Origin of the sequence: Paraflavitalea devenefica (assembly GCF_011759375.1) — a bacterium.
In the GTDB taxonomy this organism is placed as follows: Bacteria; Bacteroidota; Bacteroidia; order Chitinophagales; family Chitinophagaceae; genus Paraflavitalea; species Paraflavitalea devenefica.
Genome location: NZ_JAARML010000002.1, coordinates 825,581 through 850,163, shown reverse-complemented (window position 1 = coordinate 850,163; position 24,583 = coordinate 825,581). Strand labels below are relative to the sequence as shown.

18 protein-coding genes are annotated in these 24,583 nt (G+C 48.9%); all 18 read right to left on the bottom strand.

Features of this window, described 5'->3' with window-relative positions; translation table 11 throughout:
• Positions 1–47: 47 nt before the first annotated feature.
• Positions 48–803 carry a DUF3826 domain-containing protein gene (locus HB364_RS13035; RefSeq protein WP_167288411.1) on the bottom strand — a complete coding sequence of 252 codons (756 nt, stop codon included), beginning with the start codon at positions 801–803 and terminating at the stop codon, positions 48–50.
• Between the two features lie 169 nt (positions 804–972).
• Positions 973–3,396: a glycoside hydrolase family 2 TIM barrel-domain containing protein gene (locus tag HB364_RS13030; protein ID WP_167288410.1), complete on the bottom strand. Its 2,424-nt coding sequence runs from the start codon at positions 3,394–3,396 to the stop codon at positions 973–975.
• A 69-nt stretch (positions 3,397–3,465) separates the two neighbouring features.
• A complete protein-coding gene (locus tag HB364_RS13025; RefSeq protein WP_167288409.1) occupies positions 3,466–4,569 on the bottom strand; it encodes a glycoside hydrolase family protein in 1,104 nt (367 codons plus the stop codon).
• 9 nt (positions 4,570–4,578) lie between these two features.
• Entirely contained in the window at positions 4,579–5,985 is a 1,407-nt protein-coding gene (locus HB364_RS13020; protein ID WP_167288408.1) for a glycoside hydrolase family 28 protein, read from the bottom strand.
• 94 nt (positions 5,986–6,079) lie between these two features.
• Positions 6,080–7,306 carry a hypothetical protein gene (locus HB364_RS13015; protein ID WP_167288407.1) on the bottom strand — a complete coding sequence of 409 codons (1,227 nt, stop codon included), beginning with the start codon at positions 7,304–7,306 and terminating at the stop codon, positions 6,080–6,082.
• A complete protein-coding gene (locus HB364_RS13010; protein WP_167288406.1) occupies positions 7,303–7,746 on the bottom strand; it encodes a QcrA and Rieske domain-containing protein in 444 nt (147 codons plus the stop codon). The genes HB364_RS13015 and HB364_RS13010 overlap by 4 nt, the downstream gene beginning before the upstream one ends.
• Before the next feature lie 13 nt (positions 7,747–7,759).
• Positions 7,760–8,968, bottom strand: a complete 1,209-nt coding sequence (locus HB364_RS13005; RefSeq protein ID WP_167288405.1) for a di-heme oxidoredictase family protein — start codon at positions 8,966–8,968, stop codon at positions 7,760–7,762.
• A 183-nt stretch (positions 8,969–9,151) separates the two neighbouring features.
• The gene (locus HB364_RS13000; protein ID WP_167288404.1) at positions 9,152–10,645 is read right to left on the bottom strand and encodes a RagB/SusD family nutrient uptake outer membrane protein; all 1,494 of its coding nucleotides are present in this window, start codon (positions 10,643–10,645) and stop codon (positions 9,152–9,154) included.
• Positions 10,646–10,678: 33 nt separating this feature from the next.
• Complete coding sequence (locus HB364_RS12995) at positions 10,679–13,642, bottom strand: SusC/RagA family TonB-linked outer membrane protein (RefSeq protein ID WP_167288403.1); 2,964 nt, start codon at positions 13,640–13,642, stop codon at positions 10,679–10,681.
• A gap of 409 nt (positions 13,643–14,051) precedes the next feature.
• Complete coding sequence (locus tag HB364_RS12990; protein WP_167288402.1) at positions 14,052–14,600, bottom strand: hypothetical protein; 549 nt, start codon at positions 14,598–14,600, stop codon at positions 14,052–14,054.
• A gap of 196 nt (positions 14,601–14,796) precedes the next feature.
• On the bottom strand, positions 14,797–17,547 hold the full coding sequence (locus tag HB364_RS12985; RefSeq protein WP_167288401.1) for an alpha-d-galacturonidase: 2,751 nt from the start codon (positions 17,545–17,547) through the stop codon (positions 14,797–14,799).
• A gap of 7 nt (positions 17,548–17,554) precedes the next feature.
• On the bottom strand, positions 17,555–18,613 hold the full coding sequence (locus HB364_RS12980; RefSeq protein WP_167288400.1) for a Gfo/Idh/MocA family protein: 1,059 nt from the start codon (positions 18,611–18,613) through the stop codon (positions 17,555–17,557).
• A gap of 14 nt (positions 18,614–18,627) precedes the next feature.
• A complete protein-coding gene (locus tag HB364_RS12975; RefSeq protein WP_167288399.1) occupies positions 18,628–19,680 on the bottom strand; it encodes an L-rhamnose/proton symporter RhaT in 1,053 nt (350 codons plus the stop codon).
• A gap of 53 nt (positions 19,681–19,733) precedes the next feature.
• The gene (locus tag HB364_RS12970; RefSeq protein ID WP_167288398.1) at positions 19,734–20,588 is read right to left on the bottom strand and encodes an amidohydrolase family protein; all 855 of its coding nucleotides are present in this window, start codon (positions 20,586–20,588) and stop codon (positions 19,734–19,736) included.
• A gap of 42 nt (positions 20,589–20,630) precedes the next feature.
• The gene (locus HB364_RS12965) at positions 20,631–21,794 is read right to left on the bottom strand and encodes a CaiB/BaiF CoA transferase family protein (RefSeq protein ID WP_167288397.1); all 1,164 of its coding nucleotides are present in this window, start codon (positions 21,792–21,794) and stop codon (positions 20,631–20,633) included.
• 3 nt (positions 21,795–21,797) lie between these two features.
• Positions 21,798–22,946, bottom strand: coding sequence for a CaiB/BaiF CoA transferase family protein (locus HB364_RS12960; protein ID WP_167288396.1), 1,149 nt, complete (start codon positions 22,944–22,946; stop codon positions 21,798–21,800).
• Positions 22,943–24,109, bottom strand: a complete 1,167-nt coding sequence (locus tag HB364_RS12955) for an ABC transporter substrate-binding protein (protein WP_167288395.1) — start codon at positions 24,107–24,109, stop codon at positions 22,943–22,945. The genes HB364_RS12960 and HB364_RS12955 overlap by 4 nt, the downstream gene beginning before the upstream one ends.
• A gap of 5 nt (positions 24,110–24,114) precedes the next feature.
• Positions 24,115–24,558: a MaoC family dehydratase gene (locus HB364_RS12950; RefSeq protein ID WP_167288394.1), complete on the bottom strand. Its 444-nt coding sequence runs from the start codon at positions 24,556–24,558 to the stop codon at positions 24,115–24,117.
• Positions 24,559–24,583 lie beyond the last annotated feature (25 nt).

The window sequence follows — 24,583 nt, the reverse complement described above, 5'->3', positions numbered from 1 at the left end:
TTTATTAAGTATAAAATTACAATCGTTAGCGTAGTACGTGAATTTTTCTAACCCGGTGAACCTGTTTTTGTTGCATTCCTTCTTTTCGCCCAATCCTCATTCGCTTTCTTTAGATCGTATCCTTCAGATGAAAGGTAGTTGTTAATCCTTCCTTTGTATTTTCCAAACCACCAGTGTTTCTTTTCAGATGATTCTGCATCCATGGCATGGTCGCGCGCTTCTGTAAGCCAGGCATATATTTGTTGCTTTTGTGCATCCGTGAGCTGGGGTATCATATCCTGGTAAGCGGCATAGGTGATGGGGAGCACACGATACGTCATACCATCTTTTACTTTTTCTACCTGTTCAGGAGACAGATCGTTGCTTAAAAGAGCGATATAAGCAGTATGTTGCTGCTTCAGCTTTGCCTCTTTTTCTTCTTCTTGCTTTTTTACCGCTTCAGCAATGGCCTCCTTTGTTAAAGTCGTGGACTTCTTTATTCCGGCAACTACCGCTTTACTGCTTTCATGTAGCTGATTGAGTGCACGGTATTGTTGCGCGATAATAGCTTGTACCTGTTTCAGCTTCGATGCATCGGTAATGCCCAGCATACCTGCAATTTTATTGGCCCGCTCATTCACGGCATTGATATAAGCAGTGTCTTCAGCAACAACAGACTGTTGCGCCTGTACACTGCCGGCATTTATAACCAGTAAACAGATAACGACTGCTTTAAAGATTGGGGAATAGGTAGGATAAAAAAGTTCAGCCACTCTGTGCCCATGGGCAACAGCCACATTGATGACAAGCAAATACCGTTTCATGCAAGAATCTTTTTATCGTTAGGACGAATGGCCATCAGCCAAATACCTGTACCATTCAGGTAAGCTAAAGGTACTGGCGAGGTGTACCGGAAACAATGTAAGGTTTCACTATAATGATGGAATATTTTACTATTCAGCAGACTATACCGCTATAGCTGAACCGGCTATTTCAAGGGACCATCCGGAGGGTAACAGCAGCTCCCTGCAGGCCATCGGCCAGGGCTTCTATTTTTACATCACCGGTTGTATGCCCGGCCTGCACAATGGCAAGGCACAACCCGTTGTAAGCCTTGTGTGCACCAGCTTTAAAGGATTCAGGATTTGCCTGGTAGCCATTATCCATCCCTGCCAGTAAAGCCTTCCCTGCAATTTTAATACGAATCAGGTGATCTGCATCCTGTACTATGCTGCCCTTTGCATCCAGCACACGAATGGCAATAAAAGACAGGTCTTTGCCATTAGCATGGATAATCTTCCTGTCGGGCACTAACTCGAGGCGATAAGCCGCACCGGCTGTTTTGATCTCTTTTGTCAATACTATCTTACCGTTTTTGAGGGATACCGCTTTCAGCGTACCGGGTTCAAAAGGCACCCGCCACATTACATGTAGTTCATCGCCCTGTTTCTGCTTTGTGCCCAATGAACGGCCATTCAGGAACAACTCCACTTCATCGGCCTGGTTATAATAAGCCCATACATCCACTACCCTGCCCGGCTGCCAATTCCAATGCGGGAATACATGCAATACCGGTTTGGTAGTCCACTCACTCTGGTACATATAATAAGCATCTTTGGGGAAACCGGCAAGGTCTACAATACCATAATAGGAACTTCTGGCCGGCCAGGGATAAGGCACCGGCTCACCCAGGTAATCAAAACCCGTCCACACAAACAGGCCCGATAGAAAGTCATATTTCTTAATGATCTTCCAGGTGGTTTCATGCGTAGAGCCCCAATAGGCAGCCACCTGGTCATACGCCGATACGGTATAATCAGGATTACCGCCCTCTACATATTTCATGGGCGAACGTTGCGGCCAGAATTTCAGGGTATCGGAAGGCTGGTCATAATGCCCGCGCGTGGCAAGGGCCGACATGTTCTCCGTGCCAATGAATGCCTTACCGGGATAATGCTTTTGGAAATCGGCATACACTTCATGATGATAGTTCAATCCTACCACATCCAATGCGCCGGACTGGTACATGAAATTCTTGGCAGGATTCCATTCACTGAGGGCCGCCGTTACCGGCCGGGTCGTATCCAGGCTTTTCACAACGCCCACCAGTTCACGGGTGATGCTGATACCGGTACTGTCAAACTGTTCCCGGATCTCATTGCCAATGCTCCACATAAAAACGGAAGGATGGTTACGGTCACGTTTTACCTGGTCTTCCAGGTCGCGCTGATGCCAGGCTGGAAAATCAGCATAATAGTCAAACTTGTTTTTCTTCTTCCGCCACATATCAAAGGCCTCATCCATTACCAGCAATCCCATCTGGTCGCAAAGGTCCAGCAGCTCAGGCGCCGGTGGATTGTGTGCCGTACGGATCGCATTGGCGCCCATGGCCTTCATAATTTCCAATTGCCTTTGCATGGCCCGCACATTGATGGCTGCACCCAGCGCGCCCAGGTCATGGTGCATACACACGCCCAGTATCTTTAACGGCTTTCCATTGAGGAAAAAACCTTTGTCTACATCAAAATGAAAATAACGGATACCAAAGGGAGTAGTATACTCATCAATGGTCTTTCCCTGGTGAACAATATTGGTCACCGCCTTGTACAGGTAGGGCCTGTCTACCGACCACAATTGCGGCATGGGTACCTGCAATTGTTGTGCGGCCTCGTTGATGCTATCCGTCAGCAATACATCACCAGAAGTTTGTGCCGCCACTACCTTACCGGCCGCATCCAGCACTTTGGTAACCAGCCGCACGGTTTGTTGTTGATTGGCTGACTTACTAATGGACAGGGCAATATTTACCGTAGCGACTTCCGGTTTTATGACCGGCGTAGTTACAAAACTGCCCCATTGCTCAATGGCCACCGGGCTGGTGATCACCAGCCTTACGTTCCTGTAAATCCCTGAACCGGTGTACCAGCGTGAATTGGGTTGCTGGCTATTGTCCACCTTCACTGCCAGTACATTCTTTTGTGGTGCCTTATGCAGGTAAGGAGTAAGCTCATAACCAAAGGAGATATATCCATTGGGCCGCTTGCCCAGGTAATGGCCATTGATCCATACTTCACTATTGCGATAGATGCCATCAAACTCGATGAAGGTCCTTTTATTTTGTGAGCCTGCCGGCAGACTGAATGTTTTACGGTACCAGCCAATACCACCCGGCAGGGCGCCACCCTGCGTAGTGGCGGGATGCTTCTCCTCAAAACTACCTTCTATGCTCCAGTCATGCGGCAGCGTGAGCACGCGCCATTTGGTATCATTGTACCCGGCTTCAATAGCGGTACTGTCATTGCCCAGGTAAAATTTCCAGTCTTTGTTAAAATCAATCACTGTGCGTGTTTGACCGTAAGATTTCAACAGCGGTAAGCTTAGCGCCAGAGAGATGATATATCTTTTCAATCGAAGCATATAATTGCGAGTGGCAAGTGGCGAGTGGCAAGTACTCGCTACTCGCCACTCACCACTCGCCTTTTAAAATTACTTTACAAATGACAGGGAACTCTTCCCCTTATCTACCGAAGTAGCTACTGCAATACCTCGCTGGTCTTTCTTATTCACCGCGCAATAAAAATGGTACACTACCCCATCATGTTTTACCACAAATGATTTATGGGCAAAACGATCATCATAAGGCTCCGTTGAATTAATGAGGTCGTCACCGGTCCAATCCGTCCAGTGTACCAGGTCATAGGAACCCGCAAATCGGTTAAAGGCATCCTTACGTCCTGTCCAGAAAGCGCCAAAATAGAACATCACCCATACGTCATTGATCTTTTGGATCACTGCATCGCCGGTAATGCCTACGGGGTGATGCATGACGGGTTCTGCCCCAAAACGTTTCCAGTGTACCATGTCATTAGATACGGCCATACCGATGCGTTCAAACCACCTTGTTTTAATATTGTTGACAGCAGAATCACCATTTGCGTTGTAATACATCACAAAAGGATAACCGGTTGTTTGCTGTTTATCCCAGATCACCGTACTCTTAAATTGTTTTTTATTTTCCCACCAGCGCACATCGGCATCTTTGGAAGTAAGTATGGGCTTATCCAAACGCTTCCATTCATGGGGCTTCCAGGGCGTTTTGGCAGTGTACGCCATGCCCAGCGACAGTAGCCCAGCTTCATACCCTTTTTCCTGGCCGCCAAAGTACGACATCCAGTATTTGCCTTTATACGGTTGCAAGGCGTAACTGCCTCCCCAGGTATAATCCTGTAAGACGGGATAACCCGCTTTCTGGTTGCCATCCCATTGTGTAGTATCGGAAAATGACAACAAGCGTCCTTTGGTTGTCCACTGCAGCAGGTCATTGCTTTCAGCCAGCCAGGTTTCATAACCCCGGCCGTCAAATACGAGATAGGTCATGTACCATTTATTGCCTTTGCGGAACACCGTAGGACAATCCATCTTCTTTGCATCGCTCTCCGGCGCCAGCACCAGGCCATACTTATAAGGCGTTTTTACTTCCGCATAAATGCGCTGCATTACTGTATCGGGCACGGGCTTTTGCGCCTGTACAGCTACAACACTAACCGCACAAAGCAATACACCTGCTATGCTGGATCGTATGTTCAACATGATAGTAAGTTACTGACTGCTAAAGCCGTCTATTTTCAGTCCTTGCACATTTTCTGTCACCAGGGGGCTTCCCCGCTTTATATGGATACGCACCTTATGCAATTCAATGTCTTTCGCTTTGCGTATCGTAATACCATTCTCCGCCTGGAAATATACATCATGCAGGCTAATTTCCTGCACAGGCATTTCCTCCAGACCATTGATGTACATAGCGGTTTTGGCATAGGCCGTAATATTGCTCAGCCTGATGTTCCTGAATTGCGGCGTACGCTCGCTGACGGGTTCCACCGGTACCCGGGCATACTCCATATCCAGCACAATGGCCTGGTCGCGGATATTTTTCATAATGATATTATCCACCCGTATATCTTCCACCACACCGCCCCGGCCACGGGCGGTTTTAATGCGGATGCCCCTGTCGGTACCATCAAATATACAATTGCTGATGACGATATTCTTTACACCGCCACTCATTTCACTGCCAATGACCACGCCGCCATGACCACTGAGCATGGTACAGTTGGTAATGGTATAATTCTGTGCCGGCGCTGCTTTCGTTCTGCCGGGTACATCCTTGCCCGATTTGATGGTAATGCAATCGTCGCCTACACTGATATGGCAATTGCTGATGTGCACGTATTTGCACGATTCCGGGTTAATGCCATCGGTGTTGGGCGAAGGCGGATTGTTGATCGTAACACCGGTTACTGTTACATTTTCGCAGAACTCAGGGTTTACGGTCCAGAAAGGCGAATTTCGGATCAAAATACCTTCTATCAGTACATTCTTACAATACATGGGTTGTATAAAAGGCGGACGCAGGAAGCCTCTTTTCATCTGCTTCGGATCATCAGGCAGCAGGATATTTTTATTGAGGCTGTCAAAGAGGAACTGCCATTTCGTGCGCGGCCGTTTCTCATCGTAGCCTTCTACAAAGTCCCACCATTTTTTCCCATGCCCATCAATAATACCGCGCCCTTTAATAGCAATGTTCTCTGCCTTATACGCATAGAACAGCGGGGAAAAACTGGTCACATCCACGCCCTCATAGCGACTTTCCACCATGGGCAGGTAATCATCAAAGTCATCACTGAAATGCAGTTCCGCACCGACATCGATCAGGATGGTAATATTGCTTTTGAGGTGTATGGGACCGGTCAGGTATTTGCCGGCCGGGAAATAGATGGTACCCCCACCCGCCTTTGCCGCAGCAGCAATGGCTTTGGCAATAGCGGCCGTGACTTTCCGGCTGCTGTCGTTCTTAGCGCCGTATTTTACTACATTATAATATTGCTGTGCATAAACCGCAGCGTCCTCGCCACCCACCGGGCCTGCGCCGGAGAGACACTGCGGAGAATAAGCAGAAAAGAGGAGTAATAGAAAGATAGCATACCGCCTGTAGCGTGTGCTTTTCATATGGCGCCTGTTATTTAGTAAATAAAATTACAGGCCCTGTCAGGCACAACAATGGCCTGAACTACTGAAATGATGTACTATTTTACTACAGGGATTAAAAATAGGTAGAGATACCAATTTGAAAACCAGCCACCCTGGTGGCAGGATTGCCCAGCAGGTCCCTATGCCATTCATGCCTGTAATTGGCCCTGAATACCATTTGTGCAGTGGGACGGAAACTGATGGCAGGAACGATGGCTGCCACATGATCATAAATATTACCGCCTGTTTGTTTGAATTTACCTACGTTATAATCTGCATATTCAGCCCGTAAAGCGATGTTGATCACGGCATTGTCCCAATCAAAGATCCTTTTGCGTACTATTGGTTGCACAATGTCTATAAATCCGCCACGCTGCTTGCTGCCAAACTGCTCCGTATAATTATCGGGCAAGTCTACAAAAGTCCAGGACCATTCCCCATTGATGAAAGTTTTCAGCACAGGTAAGGTGCTATTGAAGTCGACAGCTACTACATCTACCCGCCGCTTTTTATCCAGCACGATCCCATCTTCTTTAAACTTATTGTACACACCGCCCATATAGGACAGGCCCACCTCTCCCACTTTCCTGTGGCGTACGGCAAATTTACCGGTGAGCAAAGGACTGCCATTAAAGCTTTCTTCAAAACGCTCTTTGTTTTCCTTGCTGGCCGGTAAAGAAGTCCTGTTCTCCGTATTGGCAATGATCTTGTCATCAAAACCATTGGTGAGGTACACTTCATAACCGTATACCCAATCAGTAGTAAATTTTTTGCCGTATAAGCCAAAGCCCACATTGCTCCAGGTAGCAGGCAATAACTGCGTAGCGGAAATGGGTCTGTCTACAAACTCCCATTTAGGGCCATCATGGTTTTGGTTGAATGAACCGATCGGGTTCATCACGATCCCTCCCCTGAAGTTGAACAGCGGTGCAAATTCAACATCTACAGAAGCAAACTCAATGTTTATTTCTTTGGTGCCGTCTTCAAACTCCAGCTCGGTCAGGAACTTTATTCTCCTGGATATGGAAGAAGATAAAAACAGTGTTACCCTTCTCATTTGAAACTGGTGCCCTTCACTCACGCCGTTCTCACTTAAATACTGGTAGTTGGCTTCTGCATAGCCACCGATGGCTACCGGCAGTTTCCCCACCTGTAAAAAAGGCCGGTTATACACCGCATCCATATTCATTTGCAGGGAATCATTTTTGACAGGTATCCTGCGCAACAGTTCAGGGTCTATCTGGGCCAACAGAGAGGAGGTGATTAAGCAGCAGCAAGTGATGAGTAGTGATCGTTTCATTGTTTCCTTAAGTCTATAAATAATTGGTCATTGTTCAGGGTTACCGGGAAAGTCCTTAGATCCCGTTCGGCAGGGCCATTGGTAACGCGGCCCTTATTGTCATATTCACTTCCATGGGCAGGACAATGAAGGTGTGTACCGGATACCTGCAGTTCAGCCCCCTGGTGGGCGCATTGCATCCAGATGGCGGTATAATCCGTATCGCTGAAGCGGTATACGCAAATGGGAAATTTCAGTTCTTCATTTCTTATCACCACATAAGAACGATACTCAGTTTGAGCATTCTTTTTTACCTTAAAATCATTGAGGTCTATCAACACGCCGTCTTTGTTTAATTGGCCACTTACAAGATGGGTGGCCTTACAGGATGATAAGGCGGCCAGGCCGGTCATGGACAGGCAGGCGGTACAACTACTGACGATAAACTCCCGTCGTTTCATGTATGGAATAGCTTTATAAGGATTCAAGAAATTTGATCAACCTGGCTTTATCGGCGGCACTTAGCTGCTGGAAATGGTCCTTGCTCTGGTGTGCTTCGCCGCCATGCAACAGGATGGCTTCTTCTATACTTTTGGCGCGGCCATCATGCAGTAAAAAATACTGGCCGCCCTGTGAGTTCCTGGAAAGGCCCAGCCCCCATAAGGGTGGCGTGCGCCATTCAGCGGTAGTGGCGGTACCTTCTGTATAGCCATCATCAAGCCCAGTGCCCATGTCATGCAACAGCAGATCGGTATAAGGAGCAAATGTTTTATTGGATAAGGCATTGATCGAAGAAGCGCCGGTTTTCATTTCAGGTATATGACATTTGGCGCAACCAATCTGTGTAAATAGCTTTTTACCGGCCTGTACATCCGGGTTACCCGGTGTACGCTGAATAGGCGCTTTAAGTGTTTTGAGGTAGACTACTACATCTATTACTGTTTGGTTGCTGACTTCCGGATCAACTTCCTGGTGGTTATAGGTATCATACGGTTCGTAGGCAGAAGCAATACCCATATCCTGGTTGTAGGCATTCACGGTTTGGTGGAGCAGGTCGTAGGCGGCCGCTTTTTTACCAAACCGCCCGATGTATTTCCCGTTTTGTATAGCGGCATTGGCGCGTATAGCGAGGTAATCCGGAATTGTTATCCAGTTGGGTTTACCGGAAATGCCATCCCCATTTAAGTCCTGCGGATCGGCCAGGGCCAACAGGTCAGCATCGGTCACGGCATCGAGGAAGCCCAGGCCCGTATTGGCAGGGGGCATAAATTTTGAGAAGGTGGCGCCTGCGGGTATTTGTTCAGGTTGGTAATTGTAAATAGCACGATGCTGTAATTGGGGGCCACCGGCATCCAGGAATTTATTGCCGGTACTGTCGGTTTGTCCAAACCTGGTTAAAGTGGTAAAGGGATGGCCTTTTCCATCACCGGCATGACAGGTGCCGCAGGAAGTGGCTACAAAAAGCGGCCCCAGTCCTGTTTCAGGGGTAAACACTTCATCATTGAAGGCTACATCGCCGCGCAGGAATTGCACCGACTGTTCCGGTGTTAAGCCTTCTACCGGCCCATCCAGTATGCTATCGTCTGCCGGCGCTTTGGGCATTAACTTTTCACAGGCAATCAGCAGGGAGATGATAGCAATAATGCTTCCGGTAACAATTCCCTTTTTAGATATATAAACCATTATTTTTTAGGCTTGTCTAAACTTTTAGTTTTACAAGTCTAATCAAATTTTATGACTTATCAAAATATAAACAAGGAATTGGTGGACCCTGGAGTCTATAAGACGCTGGTTTATAATAGCAACAGGGCTGCCTGAACGGGCAGCCCTGCTAAGAGAACGGGACAGGAGTACGGATTAATGGAATTAATTATAATCAGGATTTTGATCTGCGTTTTCGTTGGCATTGCGTACGCTTTCAGGGATCGGCAATGCCCACTCGCGATCTGTAGGGGAAAGGGTGCAATCACCGGCAGGAGAAACGGCTGTGTTACCACAGGTGCTACCCCGTACAATGGAGCGGGTAGTCCTTTTAAGATCAAAGAAGCGGTGGCCTTCTGCTACCAGTTCTCTTCTTCTTTCATTCGCAATAGCTTCGAGCAACAGGTTGCCGGTCAACCCCACCGCTGGTACATATCCGCTGATACGGGCCGCACGCAGCGCATTGAGGTCATCTAAGGCAAGCGCTTCCTGGGAGTTCCTGGCCCTTGCTTCGGCCCTGATAAGGTACATTTCGCCAGTACGGAATACCGGGAAGTTGGCCGCCCCATCAGACAGACCACTTTTACCTTTGTATTTGGTAAGGGCCAGCCTGCCATCATTTTCTTTGGTGAAAAAAGCAGCATAGCGGATATCGCCTTTTTGTATTAAACCGCTGGTGCTGTCGCCCGTAGCGATTTCCAATGCCGGCCTGAAATAACTGCGCCCGTTGGTAGCAAAATAAGCAAGGAAGGAGGGGCCGCTCTGCCCTGACTCAAACTGTATATTCCAGATGATCTCTCCCCGGTTAGTTTGGTTGTACATACCAGAAAAAGCGCTTTGACTAAGATTTACCAGCGGTCGTGCATTGATGGCATTGGTAGCCGCCGTGACAGCTTCACTCCACATGCCTGCATACAGATATATCCGTGCCTGCAATGCGTATACTGCCGGCAGGTCGATGTAAGGACGAATCAATCCCGACTCGGCATTGATGGGCTTGTCAATGTTTGACAATAAAGTAACCGCAGCGGAAAGATCGGCAAACAGGGAGTCATAATATTGCTTGTTGGGCAAACGGGCAGGTTTGACACCGGGTGTCAGGATCAGTTGGGTGGAATAAGCCAGCGCCAGGTCGGTAGTACTGTTCCTGTCATACTTGTACGCGAAGTAGCGAAACAGGTCGAAGTGCGCCATGGCGCGAATGGCATAAGCCTGCCCCTTGATGCGGTTGGCCAGCAACTGGTTTTCGGTAGTCGTGAATTTGCCAACATCACGCAATACAATATTCGCATTGGCAATAACGCCATAAGGCGCACTGTACAAACTGGTCACTTGTCCTGTATTGGGTTGATAGATCCAGTCCGCCATGGCGCGGGAATTCGCCAGCGTTTCAATCGCTTCGTACAGGTTATCGCTCATCACATCCGGCATGATCGCCCAACCCGCACCGGTACCACTGCCCGAACTGTAATAATTCGCATTGCGGAAACCGGCATAGGCTCCCCCCAATACTTCTTCCACCTGCTTCATGCTGGAAGGATTGCTAAGGGCATCAAGACTAAACTCCGGGTATAGATCAACCAGTTCCTCTTTGGAGCAGGCCTGCAAAGCAACCACTCCCATAGATACTGCAACAATAGATTTCAATATTTTCAACATACTATAGAGCTTTATAGGTATTATGAGTTAGGTTTAGAATCCGATGGACAGGCCAATGGTGGTTTGTATCAGTGCAGGATATTGCGCACCGGTTAATGATGTACCTGTCATTTCGGGATCAAAGCTCCTGTAATCGGTAGCAGTCCACCAATTCTGCCCCTGCACAAATATTCTGGCGCTACGGAGGCCAGCGCTACGCAACCATACTGCAGGCAATGTATAACCCAGCGTTACATTCCTTAAACGCCAGAAGCTGGCATCTTCCAGGAAACGGGTAGTTTGAGTTTGGTAACTGTTGCCACCGCTGCTGCTCGGCCTGGGCACATCCGTTTTATCACCCGCCTGCTTCCATTCCCTTAAAACATCCGGAGTCATATTATCGTAGAAATAAGTTGGATTGGTAATGTTATTCCGGTCATTATTGTACATATACCTGTCGAGGAAAAAGTTGACCTGCGCACTAAAGTCAATACCCTTCCAGGATAAAGTAGTAGAGATACCGCCAAACCAGGGCGCATCAGAAGTACCGAGGATCACCTTATCGTTTACACTAAATGCCTGGGTAGTTGATTTATCACGCTTGGTATACAAGGCATTGCCATTATCCGGGTTTACACCAGCATATTCTACGAGGTAAAAACTGTTAATTGGTTTTCCGATAGACAGGACCGTAAGGCCGGTAATGGTAGAGTCGCGCCTCAACTCCACCACCTCGTTGCGGTTATAAGCAATATTACCCTGAACGGTCCAGCGAAAATCGCGGGTCTGGATCACATCCCCCCGCAATGAAAGTTCAAAACCACGGTTCCTCAGCTTGCCCAAATTGGCATCAATACTGGGGAAACCATTCAATGCATAATCAATGGGATCACCGTAAAACAGGTCCCGCGTTTCACGGTCATACAACTCGACCGTACCACCCAGCCTGTTATTCAGCACCGCAAAGTCTATCCCAAAGTTGATCGTACGATTGGTTTCCCAGCGCAGGTTAAGATTACCGGGACTACTGAGCGCCCAACCGCTAACACCCGCATAGGTGCTCCTGCCCAACAAGGGAAGAGCATAGTCAACACTTGCATTATTCGCCGTGGTGCCAATACTGGCACGCACTTTAAGTTCATTGATGAAACTAATATTCTTAATGAATGCTTCTTCCGAAGCTATCCAGGTCAAACCTATCGAGCCGAAATTGGCAAAACGGTTATTAAACCCAAAGCGCGAAGAGCCATCGCGCCTTCCTACCAGGTTCACATAATACTTATTGTCGTACCCATAGTTGGCTACAAAGAAGTACGATTGTAAACCACTCTCAGTGCCACTGCCGCCAACAGCCGGAATGTAGTTGGCATTACTTACACTACCGGCAGTGATGCCGGCTTCGTTTTCAAAGCCATTGGTAAACCCATAACCCGTGAAGCTGAAGTTGCGTGCATTATTCTTCACGGCTTCAAAGAACACACCTCCCTCTACTTCATGTTTGCCAAATGCTTTTTTGTAATTCAAAGAAGTGGTGCCTGTATACCGGAGGTTCCTGGAAAAGCCTCTCGTAAGTGCTCCCTGCCGGGCCAGGCCTGCTGAAACGCGCGGACTGGTATATGCTTCTGTCTCAGTTTGGCCATAGTCTATACCCCAATTGGTACGGGCATAGAGCCCATCCAGGAATGGAAAATAATATTCCAGGTAGCTGGAGCCAATCGCTTTGAGCTGTAAGCTATAATTATGGTTCAGGAATAATTCCATCGCGCCATTGGGCTGGCCGGAAGTAAGCCTTCCGCCTTTATTGGCGAAAGTTTCCTGGTATTCGCCTGTTCTTGGATCAATATCCCGTTCATAAGGATTCGCCCAGCGAATAGCATTCAATGGTGACGCAAGCGTTGTATTGGCTTCCGGAGTATTCACTCTTTTTGAATACCCACCTTGCGTACTGATCCCAAAGCGCCAGTTTTTTACATTGTAATCAACGTTCACGCGAAGGGTGTACCGCTTCAGGCCCGTTGTTTTTACAATACCTTCCTGATCAAGGTATGACAAGGAACCAAATACACGGGTGGCCTGGCTACCACCGCTGGCACTGATCTGGTGTTGATGGGTAACACCGGTTTGGAAAAGCGCATCCTGCCAGTTGAAATTTACTTTTCTTAAACTATCGGCCTGTGCAGTTGTCCATCCGTAAGGATTACCCCGCTGCAATTCATAATCGATCTTCTGTGAGCTGTTCATCACTTCGAGGCGGTCTTTCGGCATTTTGCTGAATCCAACCTGCCCGTCATAGTTCAACTGCAACTGACCGGATTTACCACGGCGTGTATTGATCACAATAACGCCATTGGCGCCCCTGGAGCCGTACAAGGCAGTAGCTACGGCATCTTTCAATACCTCTATCCGGTCAAAGTCGGCCTGGTTGACAGTAGCGAAATCAGCGGCCGACACTTCAATCCCGTCTATAATATATAAAGGCACATTGCTGCCATTGATGGAACCATTGCCACGGATGCGCACCACAGCATTGGCGCCCGGCTGTCCGCTGTTGGCAGCAACCGATACACCGGCAGCCTGTCCCTGCAGGGCCTGATCGAAGGATGCCATTGGCTGCCTGCGCACTTCTGCAGCCGCCACAACAGCACTTGCGCCTGCAAACTTTTTACGTTGTACAGTGGTATAGCCTGTGACCACTACTTCATCAATCAGGGCGCTTTCAACTTCCATTTCCACATTGATGGGAGTAGTGCGTACTGGAATCACCAAACGCCTGTAACCTACAACAGATATTACGAGGTTTTTTGTAGCCGGGGGTACATCGATCGTAAAAGAACCATCAGCCTCAGCCTTCACAGCCTGGCTGCCTTTTTCCACGCTCACCGTAGCGCCGGGAATTGGCGAACCGCTCTTGCTGTCAAGGATCTTACCGGTTACTTTTTGTGTTTGTGCGAAAGAAGAATAAAAGAGAAGAAGAGAAAGTACAGACAATACAATAGTTAGCCCATGGCGTTTACTCATGTGACAGTAGTTTTGATTGTTAATAAAAAAACAGTGTTACAGTACGGACAAAGCAATCGTTAATAAGCAGTAAAATCATTGATGCAACATCCGGCCGCCTACAAATGCGGCAGATAGTTGACAAATATCAAATAGCAAGCAATCGGTAAGAACGTATGCAAGACAGCGGGTATAGCAAGAATAGATAAGGTAAATGGAGTATTGGGTATAACAGCAATCTCATTGATGCATGTCAACAACGAAGGCTGTATTCAACCGGAAAGTAAATATATTAAAAAAACGAACGCCGCCAACAGACGCACTTATTTCTTTCACTGAAGCAACTACCCATCCCAGTCTGAAGGGAACTATAGTGAAGACAACCAAAATTTGGGTTTGCTGCTTGATCAGCAGGATTTTTTCGCCACCATTACGTCATTACATACTCTCCCCAGGGATAAGTAGCAATCGTTTCATTGTACCGTCGCCGGTAGGCCCGGTCCCGGTCTCGCCAGTCAAGCAAGTGGTGGGATAGTTTCTTTGCCGGTTTTGTTTCCAGCAAATCAAGTATTGTACGCCTGATGCGCCGTGAGCGGCGGCGGTGCGGCGCTTTCAGTATCGTTACGGCAGGTTCCTGCGCAGGTATTTCTTTACCAGTGTATTGTTTGGCCAGGTAAGCGATGATGTCTTCTTCCTTCCACTGGTACTTCAGCCAGGTCATGGCTTCACCAGTAAGCTTGCGATAAAGTGCATGCTCTTTTCGTTCTGCCGGCACTAAAGCATACACCGCTGAACCGATGCGGGAAGCCTTGGCCAGCAGGGCGGCATATTGCATCGTTTTGCGGAAAGCGGGATCTTTCTTCACCCGATCACCGGTGAGCGAGCTACGGGAACGCAAAAAGTACCTCCCATACATCTTATAGATGCAGATGGGACCAATGGTACCCGTTACCGGTGGTATGGTGTCGTAGCGCGCCATGTTTATTTACTTTAAAATTAGCAAATAAACTAATATAACAGACATCCGATAATCCTTCTGTCATCCTAGTTCCAACCTTGTGTCATCCTCGTAGGTTAAAGCGCACTTAACACATAGATGGTACAAGGATGACAGAACTTTTAAAGAAGTATAACACTATTATGATCAATCTATTATGGGCATTTTGGGCAGAAACTCACTCAAATATCCAATCCACCTCCTTTTTTCCATCCGCCGCCTGCAAAGCGGCATCATATACCCGTAATGGCTCCTTGTCGTCAATAAAACCCAGGAGCAGGCAGGCGCCTTTGGCCAGGCTCAGGGAATGAGTACCTGCTTTAAAACTATAGGTATGAATATTCACGGGAGGCAGCCCCTCCAGGATCAATGCATTGGCAATCTTTACGTCGGCCTGCCCATAATCATTGGCGGTGGCGTTGGTTTCCAGTTCAGGCGCCGGGAGAAAACCGGGCGCTTTGGTTTGGAAGAAGCCCACCAATAATTTCGCCGGCCGGGCCGTGTAGAAGATAATATGGGAACCCCGCTGCGCCTGTGCGTTCCAACGGGTGGTGATGCCCGATAAGCCCTGCAATTCAGGCGCCATGTTCGTAATAACATAAGTACTGTCGGCAAAAGGCCGCGCGCCTTTCATAAGCTGGTAAGGTGATGAATAGGTATTGCTGGTGCGTGTTACTGTTGCCGGTTTGAGCGCTGCATTCACTGCTGTAGTGGTATTCGCCTTTGCAGCGCCCAGCGAATCAATACGCTTTTTCAACTGGCTCAACTCTTTTTCAAATTCGGGCAATATTTCCCACCAGTTCTTATAAGTAGCATTCACACCGCGAAAAGGGATCTTGCGCTGCTGCGTTTGCATACTGTTGGCATAGCGGTAAGTGCCCTTGGTATAATCAGTCAGTTTTCTATACCACTGCACGCTTTGCTCCAGCGGGGCTACTACTTTCTCCAGGTCGGTCAACTGGTTACTGTATTTGTAACGCAGTGCATCCAGCGCAGCCTGCGCTTTCCAGGCATAATGATTGGCCAGCGCCTGGTAACAAAGCATGTCATTTTTCAATTGGAGGAAATCTTCTTTGTTGCGGGTAATATGTTGCTCTACGGCTGAGATGGCATCCAGCGCTTTTTGTCCATGCACTTTTACTTCTGCCATTACCTGCACCGGTGTTTCGCCCGTATGTGGCTGACGCTGCCATTCTTTGGCGGCATATTCCGACAACATCTCCCCTTCCGGTCCTTCTGAATTGTACAGCAGAGTAAACAAGCCAAACCGGTTAGGATTCACCAGTTGCGGCATGGTCATGCCGAGCGTAAGCGTTTGCCGGTTGCCATCTGTGATGCCGAAGCGGCGCAATAGTTTGGGAGCGATCTCCCCTGATTCTTCATACGCTTCCAATATTTTTTTACCGTCGTTAATAGAACAACCATAACGGCCGGCCAGCAAGCCCGCCCAATAATTGATTTCCTGTGTACGGTCGCGGTTACTATTCCAGGCATAACGCGCCCATTCGCGATACCAGAGCCAGTCACGCTCTACCTGTAATAATTTAGGTTGTGCACTGTCGGCTGCATAAGGCCAGTCCCAGTAGGAAGCCTGCGGATATAAATGCAGGCCATTGGCTTCATAAACGGCATGCATGGCCTGTACGCTTTTTTGTATAAAGTTGGCCGAGCCATAGCGAAAAGGTTCCAGGTTGGCCAATATATGCACGTTCTCTATCTGTACGGTGCCAATGCGGCTGAGGGTGCGGTGCAGTTCGGCCCAGGGGCCTCTTGGCGTATAAGTGGTCAATGCTTCACCGTTGTATTTTGCCTCGGTATATAAATTCTTATACAAGGGCAATGCTTCCTTCATCACCGCCGGGGCATCCGTATCATGCGCCCGCAATACGATCGGCGGCTCATCTTTCCGGCCCAATGCCTGCAGACCATCCCGCACACCAGGAATGATGGTCTTGGTAAACCACTCTATGTCATCCCTGCCTACGCCTTCCATGGCCTCTCCGAGGCAAACCAGCAACCCTACATTCGGGTATTTCTCCACAAAGGCAGCAATAGACTTACGGGTATAATCGGCAATGAGCGGCATGATGGGGCGCTCCCTGTCCTGTGTTTTAATACCGTGCTTCTCTGCGAAAGGTTTTGATACAATGATGTTGTAGAACATCTGGATCACCCAGATACCACGCTTGTCCGCTTCAGTAGTCAGAAAGCGGTACATCTCTTCATTCTTTTTAAAGGTAGCATCATCCACCTCCACGGCATACGGATAATCTTTCAGCCGTACCAAGGAAGCAAAGGGATGGCCATTCCAGAGGTATAAGGAGTTGTAGCGGTTAGCCGCCAGCGTGTCGAGGTATTGCAGCCACAATTGTTTATCATACAGCCAGGGAAAGGTTTCGGGCGTATAAGGATATTCATACACCGTTCTGCCGGGCAGGTAATAAGGCTTCTGAATGCCTATACAAGTACCCCGCAATACCATTTGGGGTTTATCGCTGATATGAATGTCGGCCGGCAATGCTTTTAATTGTCGTACCTGTTCAGCCAGTTCCAGGCAGCCATACAAAACACCGGAAGCATCACCACCGGCAATAAGGGTAATATTGCCCTCCCGTTTGATCACAAACCCTTCTTTACCGATCGCTGTAAAGTCTATCTGGAACTGTTTACCGAAAGCCTTTATGGTATCCTCTGTAATAACACCCGCAACAATCCTATGCACCGGTCCATTTTTTGTTGCATTGTGCTTTTGGGCAGGAGCCCCATAACCAGCCACCTGCAATACATCGCTCAACTGTTTTGCCCCATATTCTATTCTGGGTGACATGGTAGTACGAACAATTACTACCTTATCTTTTTGAGCCTGGGCATTGATGGCATTCGCTATGATCACCAGCATCGCCAGCAAACAAACAGATCGTTTCGTCATTATTCAATTATTTGCAGATGTCCTTTAATAAAATACGGTGACGACCTTCAGACAGGTAAGCTGCTTCCACACAAGCCATGGTGTCAATAACATCTTCTACGCTATTATCGGGTGCTGACTTTATTCCCTGCGCCACATCCATCACCTGCTGCATACTGCCGATAAAGGCATGGGGAAACCAGGAACCCTGTAAGGGAAGTGTTTTCCAGGCGGGCGCTTTACCTTCCTCCAATACCACATATTCAAATTGATCCGCCACGCCCTGCGGGTAATTCATCAACACCCCCATGGTAATGCGTATAGCGCCTTTGGTGCCTTCCAGCTTTATATAGGAATGCTGGTGTTGTAAACCATAAATATGACAATGATTGGTAAGTATATTGGCCCGCAGCAGTTCGCCATAGTCCATGATAATATTGCTGCGCACGGAAGCCAGCTCATGCATGAGCGGATGCTTTACTGTTTTGGCAAATACCCCCACAGGATTACCTGCCAACCAGCGTATGAGATCAATATAATGGATGCTGTGGTACAGTATTTCCACACGCGGTGATTCATAAAGGAATTTCCACAGGTCCCAGGGCGTATGCACATTGACATTCACTTCTATGTCACAGAGCTCACCGATCACACCGTCATCAATCAGTTTACGTGCCGCCGTGATAAAAGGCGCATAGCGTAACTGGAAGTTTACGGCAGCCGTCATTTTCTTGGTACGGGTAATGGACAGTATTTCGGTTGCCTGCGCATAATCCATGCCCATGGGTTTTTGCATGAGCACCCGGGCATTGGCAGGTAATACCTGCAATACAGCAGTCAGGTGATCGGCCGGCACAGCGATGTCAAAAATGCCGGTATCACCGGCGGCCAGCACCATGGCGGGCAGTTCATTGTATACAGCCGCAATACCAAAGCGTGCAGCCGTAGCCTGCGCTTTAGCAGTATCCATATCATAGATACCCGCTACGGTATATCCTGCCAGTTGATAAGCAGGCAGGTGTGCATCGTTGACAATACCACCGGCGCCAATCATGTAAACTGGTATGGATGACCTGTTGCTTTGCATTACGCTGATTTTGGTTAAAATTGCCTCCCCCCGAGGCGGTTGCCATAAGTAATCACGATCACTGCTGCCGTCAACACCACCAATGCTATTGACAGTTTTAGCCTGGTATCCCTGCTGGTGTTTCTCCATTCTTTCAATAATAAGCCGGCAACCGAACTGAACAGCACCAGCATGATCATGTGTATGGCCCAACTGCTGAAACTATAACTACCCATGCGCACATGCCCCAATCCATAAAAGAAGAACTGGCCATACCACAGTATGCCGGTGAGGGCTGCCATGATGAAATTCAGGAACAAGGAAGAAGACTGTCCCCGCATGGGTACAGTAGTATACTCTTTAAATGTTTTTTCTTTGATGTGCAGGTAAATACAATATAGCAAGGTGGTAAGAAATGCGCCGGCGTTGGAAAATATATACACTGCGTTGCCCTGGAAATTGCCAGCCCCATAACGTGCAGCAATGACTGCTATGGGTCTGCCCCGATCGAGCGAGAATCCATAGAACGCCGATAAGATGCCGGCGAGCAGGCAAAGGGGTAATCCTTTTGCCAGTGAGAACCCGGTTTTGGAAGCAGGTGCTTCTTTCAGGTCTTTCTCTTTACCGCGCCCTGCCACGCCACAGATGGCAATGCCTGCCGCTCCCAGTACAATGCCGGCAATGATCCATTCTGCACCTTTGGAGGAGAAAAAATTGTTGTATTCTCCTCCTATAATCGGCGGTATCAGCGTGCCCAGCACACAGGAAATACCAACGGCAATAGCATAGGTCAATGAAAAGCCCACATACCGGATGGCCATACCGAAAGCCGTACCGCCAATGCCATAGGCCATGCCCAATACAAAGGTTTTCCAAAGGGCATCGGTTGGAGCCTCTTTCAATACGGCCGATAACTGCGGAATGGTGAGCCAGGCTACCAGCACCGGCATCAGCAGCCAGCACACCAGCGCCTGCGCCAGCCAATAGGTTTGCCACGACCAGCCCTTCACCTTTTTCTGGGGCGTATAACACAAGGCAGCGCTGGAAGCCCCTACTGAATGATACATGACACCGGTTAATACTTCCATAGTATAATATTAGCATACAGCATCCTGAATTCAGCATCCAGAAGCGTTTGCGGTTATTGATTCAACTTATAAAACCTTTCAGCATTTTTATAAAATACTTTCTTTTGCCCCTCCGCATCCAATAATTGCGTTAATACTTCCTTATAATTTTTCCAGGCATCTACATAAGCCCCTGCCAGCAGGCATACCGGCCAATCGCCGCCGCCGCAGGCACGGTCTTCCCCAAAATGCTCCAGTACAAAAGCTACATAAGGCGCTATATCATCGCCTGTCCAACCAGCTCCTTTTTGTGCCGTGACGCCCAGTCCGGATATTTTAACATGAAACTTCGGATGCGCTGCCGCCGCTTTCATCAATACGCCCCACCGGCCATATCGTTCCCCCGTGGCAATAGGCGGCTGGTTGCAATGATCAAAGATCATGGACAGTTCCGGTACCCGCTCTGCTACTTCCAGGACTGTTTCTATGTGCTCCGGTTTTACGCCCACTACATCATATACGATATGATGGGCAGCCAGTATACGCAGGCTGTCAATAACCGCCGGCTGCAACAACCATTGCGCATCGGGCTCATCATGTATGAGGTGACGTACACCTTTGAAGTAAGGGTTAGCGGCGTATTTCTCCTGCAGTAGTTGTTGTGTGCGGGCCGGATCGGTGAGCGGCAACCAGCCTACCACGCCCTGCAACCAGGGAGTGGCCACCGCTGTTTCCAGCATGTAATCGGTATCTTCTGTATTGTTGGCCGCCTGCACCAACACGCCACCGGTAATACCGGCTTCCACACGGGCAGGGGCTAATTCGTCTATTTCATACTGCCTGTTGAGCAGGGTGGTATTATGCTCCAGCCATTGGTACCGGGCTTTGGTAAAATTCCAGATATGAATATGCGTGTCTATAATGTTCATATGGCAATATAATGCAATGTAGCCAGTAGTCGCTTCAAACACTCACACATTCAGGGCTTCCTGCGCCAGGCCAAATTGCCGTTCTATTTCTTCATTGTGCTCGCCCAATACAGGCGCTCCTATATCAGAAGATAATATGTGCCCATCAATCCGCAGCGGGCAACGGGTAGTGGTGACAGACAAACCATTGCTGGTTTTCACCACCATTTCCATGTTCAATACCCTGTACCCTTCTTCCTGCATCAGCTCTTCATAGTTCAATACGCGGGCGCACCATATATCAGCAGGTTCCAGTATGCCCAGCCAATGAGCTGTTGTTTGAGTCAATAAATGAGCTGCCAGCAGCGACTTGATCTCATCCCGGCGGGTAAACCAATCCTGCGGATCGGCAAACTGCTCCAGGGGTTTACAACCCAGCAGGCCGGCCAATGTAAGGATATTACCCATAGCCAGTGAAAGATAACCATCGGCTGTTTTGTATACGCCATAAGGCGCCGCGATGTATGCATGCGCTGCATTCACCGCGCTGCGTACCGGCAACTGCCGGCCATCATTGTAGTAAGCAGTCAGTACTTCAAACTGGAAATCAAGAATGCTTTCCAGCATACTTACCTGTACCAGGGCGCCTTCGCCACTGATGGTACGGCGGTAAAGACAGGCCAGTATGCCCTGTGCTATATGAGTGCCGGCAAAAATATCTACCACGGCCACTCCCATCGGAGTAGGGTTTTCATTGTCATTATTGCTAAGCCAGGTAAGTCCCGAAACGGCCTGCAACAACAGGTCCTGTCCCGGCAGGTGGTTCCAGGGTCCTTCTGCTCCATAGCCATTTACCTCTGCATAAATGATAGAGGGATTGAAGCGCTTTACCGTCTCATAATCCAGCCCTATCCTTTCCATCACACCCGGCCTGAAATTGTGCATCATCACATCGGCCTTTGCGATCAATAGTTTTACTTTCTCCAGGTCTTCCGCGTTCTTGAGATCGGCAGCATAACTCTGTTTGTTGCGGTTGATGGCATGAAAGATGGTAGACTCCCCTTCCATCATCACATCCGATACATAGAGGTTACGGCAGATATCGCCGGTACCTGGTTTTTCAATCTTGATCACCTGCGCACCCATATCGGCCAGTCTCAGTGCCGCGGAAGGGCCCGAGAGGAACTGGCTGAAATCAAGCACTATAATATCCTGCAATAATTGCATGTGTCAGTTTTCGTTGAGTAAGTTATTGGTAATTTCCTCATTATGCGCTCCCAGTGCAGGCGCCGCTTTTCCGGAAGTTAATATTTTACCATTGATACGGATAGGGCAACGGGTAGTGCGTATCTCTTTGTGGTTGGCTGCATAAATGGATTGTTCCATGTGCAGGCTCTGGTAGCCGGTATGACTGGTCAGCTTCTTCCAGTCCAGCACTTCAATGGCCCACAAATGATGTTCATGCAGTTTGGCCAGCCATACCTGCGAGCTGTGCTGCAGTAAATGGGAAGAGATGATCTGTTTGATCTCATCCCTGTTCACAAAAGCATGCGCTGCTGTATAACGGGAAAGTGCTGTACAATGCAGGGCTGTAGCCAGGGTAGTAAGATCGGCCATAGCAATGGCAATAAAGCCATTGGCCGTAGCATACAGGCCATAAGGCGCGCTTAATAAAGGATGCCCGTTATTAACGCTGCTGCGCCTGGGCAGCAGTCCGCCGTTATGATACGTCGTAAGCAGCTCAAACTGGAAATCCAGCAGGGACTCCAGCAAGCTGATCTCCACCAGTGCGCCTTTTCCTGTTTTATGCCGCCTGATGAGCGCCGCCAGGATGCCCTGCACCAATTGAGCCCCGCAGAGACTATCGGCAATGGACAATCCAAAAGGCACGGGATCACTTTCATCATTGCCGGTGGTATACATCAATCCTGCCAGCGATTGCACCAGCAGGTCCTGTCCGGGTTTATCCTTCCAGGGGCCGGCAGTGCCATAACCAGTGATTTCCCCATACACAATACGGGGATTGATCTGTTGAACCCCTTTATAATCCAGCCCGATGCGTTGCATAACACCCGGCCTGAAGTTATGGGTGATGACATCTGCTTTTTGTATCAGCCGCTTTACCAGTTCCAGGTCTTCCTGTTTGCGGAGATCGGCCGTAAAGCTTTCTTTATTGCGGTTGATGGTATGGAACAACAGGGAATTATCATCTGCCCACAGGTTTTTGATAGATAGCTTGCGGCAGGCGTCGCCCCCCTGGGGACGTTCTATTTTGATCACCCGGGCGCCCAGGTCGGCCAGCCTTAATCCGGCAGAAGGTCCGGAAAGGTATTGACTCAGTTCAAGCACGATCAGCCCCTCTAAGGGAAGTATTTTCATATTGCCACGGTTTCATGTTGAGCCAGGCTTTGCCTGTACAGTTTATTCATGGATTCCAGTACGGATACAGGGTTGCCACCCTCCCGGAGGTATTGATGCAAAGGATCACCCGCGTGGTCCTGGAAATACAGGTAACCGTTATAGCGCGGCCGCATATAGCCCCGTTGCATCGCGGGCAGCACATTCCGGAAGAACCGGTTTGTAAGCTGGTTGGCCTGTTCATCCTGCCAGGCCAGTAAATGCCCCGGCTGTCCCCCATGCTGCACATATAGGGTCGATTGCCAGGAAGGGGATACGGTCATTTCCGCAAAGCGGATGGCCTCCTCCCGGTGCTCACTGAATGCCGATACCGCCAGACCTGTTCCCCCAATGGTCGTACGCAGTTTCTCCCCCAGCCCGAATTGCACCACATCGGTATACTGCAATAAGTGATTGGCATAGCCGGTACGGGCATAGTTGGAGTAGCAGTAGGCAAACGGGCAGTACCAGTAATCATGGGTACGGCTCATCAGCTCAGCTACGGCAATGGGATTACTGGAGAAAAACACCGGGTTCACCTGGCTGTACAGTTGCTGCATCACGGCCAACGCCTGCAGGCCGGTGGCTTTATCAATCACTGCATCCTCCTGCTGAAAGGGAACCTGTCCACAGGCGATGCAGAAGGTATAAAAGTTCATGAGCAGGTCAATAGGAATGGCCGGTACAGCTACCCTGCCCTTTGCCGCCAGGGCAATTACTTCCTGCCAGGTTTGCGGTACCGGTACACCATGAGCGGCCAGCAGGTCGGCCCGGTAGCTGGCGGCTGGTGTAGCAGCATCTATGGCCAGCGCCCATTGGTGGCCTTCATAGTTATAACTGACATGGGAAAGCCCTACGCTATGGCGGGCCTGCTCATCGAGATAGTCTTTGGAGAGGTACTCATCCAGTGGCAGCACACAACCGGTAGCAGCAGCGCAGCCCACCCAGGGATGGTCAATGATCAACAGGTCATAATGACCAGTGAGTTTTTCCAAAGGATAATCAGCAAAATGTTGCAGGCTTCTTTTCTCCCACACAATCTCCGTATCCGGGAATAGTTCATTATAACGCTGTGCGGCCGCCAGTAAGGGGGTAATACCCCGGCTGTGCGCCCATGTAATACCTTTCAGCGTTTTCCTTGCCATACTGTTTATTTTACTTCTTTTTCTACCAATAATAGATGCTCACAAACCATCACCAGCTCATTGTGCTGGTTGAATACTTCTACCAGTTCCGTCACCAGTCCATAAGCCGGCTTCTTGTGATCGCCTTTGGCTTTGATGGAGACCCTTGCAGTAATGGTATCACCAATAAAAACAGGCCGCGTAAAACGGAGCCGCTCGTAACCATAGGTCATAGACACTTCATTGATCACCTGCGCCGTGAGCCCGATAGCTACGGTAAAGATGAGGGTGCCATGCGCGATCCTTTTTTTAAAGGGCTGGGTTTTGCACCACTCTTCATCCATGTGGTGCGGAAAGAAATCGCCGGACTGACCGGCATGCAATACGATATCAGTTTCAGTAATGGTTCTGCCAAAGGTTTTACGCAGCTCACCAATTTCAAACGCTTCAAAGTATTTTTTCAGGAACATATTGGGGTGTGTACGAAAAGGTGTT

What these genes read in the sequence shown, in the direction of transcription:
- HB364_RS12955 (WP_167288395.1), bottom strand. Translation starts at nt 24,109, where the DNA reads ATGGCAAGGAAAACGCTGAAAGGTATTACATGGGCGCACAGCCGGGGT.
- HB364_RS13015 (WP_167288407.1), bottom strand. Translation starts at nt 7,306, where the DNA reads ATGAAACGATCACTACTCATCACTTGCTGCTGCTTAATCACCTCCTCT.
- HB364_RS12965 (WP_167288397.1), bottom strand. Translation starts at nt 21,794, where the DNA reads ATGCAATTATTGCAGGATATTATAGTGCTTGATTTCAGCCAGTTCCTC.
- HB364_RS13030 (WP_167288410.1), bottom strand. Translation starts at nt 3,396, where the DNA reads ATGCTTCGATTGAAAAGATATATCATCTCTCTGGCGCTAAGCTTACCG.
- HB364_RS13020 (WP_167288408.1), bottom strand. Translation starts at nt 5,985, where the DNA reads ATGAAAAGCACACGCTACAGGCGGTATGCTATCTTTCTATTACTCCTC.
- HB364_RS12995 (WP_167288403.1), bottom strand. Translation starts at nt 13,642, where the DNA reads ATGAGTAAACGCCATGGGCTAACTATTGTATTGTCTGTACTTTCTCTT.
- HB364_RS13035 (WP_167288411.1), bottom strand. Translation starts at nt 803, where the DNA reads ATGAAACGGTATTTGCTTGTCATCAATGTGGCTGTTGCCCATGGGCAC.
- HB364_RS12960 (WP_167288396.1), bottom strand. Translation starts at nt 22,946, where the DNA reads ATGAAAATACTTCCCTTAGAGGGGCTGATCGTGCTTGAACTGAGTCAA.
- HB364_RS12985 (WP_167288401.1), bottom strand. Translation starts at nt 17,547, where the DNA reads ATGACGAAACGATCTGTTTGTTTGCTGGCGATGCTGGTGATCATAGCG.
- HB364_RS12950 (WP_167288394.1), bottom strand. Translation starts at nt 24,558, where the DNA reads ATGTTCCTGAAAAAATACTTTGAAGCGTTTGAAATTGGTGAGCTGCGT.
- HB364_RS13005 (WP_167288405.1), bottom strand. Translation starts at nt 8,968, where the DNA reads ATGGTTTATATATCTAAAAAGGGAATTGTTACCGGAAGCATTATTGCT.
- HB364_RS13010 (WP_167288406.1), bottom strand. Translation starts at nt 7,746, where the DNA reads ATGAAACGACGGGAGTTTATCGTCAGTAGTTGTACCGCCTGCCTGTCC.
- HB364_RS13000 (WP_167288404.1), bottom strand. Translation starts at nt 10,645, where the DNA reads ATGTTGAAAATATTGAAATCTATTGTTGCAGTATCTATGGGAGTGGTT.
- HB364_RS12975 (WP_167288399.1), bottom strand. Translation starts at nt 19,680, where the DNA reads ATGGAAGTATTAACCGGTGTCATGTATCATTCAGTAGGGGCTTCCAGC.
- HB364_RS12970 (WP_167288398.1), bottom strand. Translation starts at nt 20,588, where the DNA reads ATGAACATTATAGACACGCATATTCATATCTGGAATTTTACCAAAGCC.
- HB364_RS12990 (WP_167288402.1), bottom strand. Translation starts at nt 14,600, where the DNA reads ATGGCGCGCTACGACACCATACCACCGGTAACGGGTACCATTGGTCCC.
- HB364_RS12980 (WP_167288400.1), bottom strand. Translation starts at nt 18,613, where the DNA reads ATGCAAAGCAACAGGTCATCCATACCAGTTTACATGATTGGCGCCGGT.
- HB364_RS13025 (WP_167288409.1), bottom strand. Translation starts at nt 4,569, where the DNA reads ATGTTGAACATACGATCCAGCATAGCAGGTGTATTGCTTTGTGCGGTT.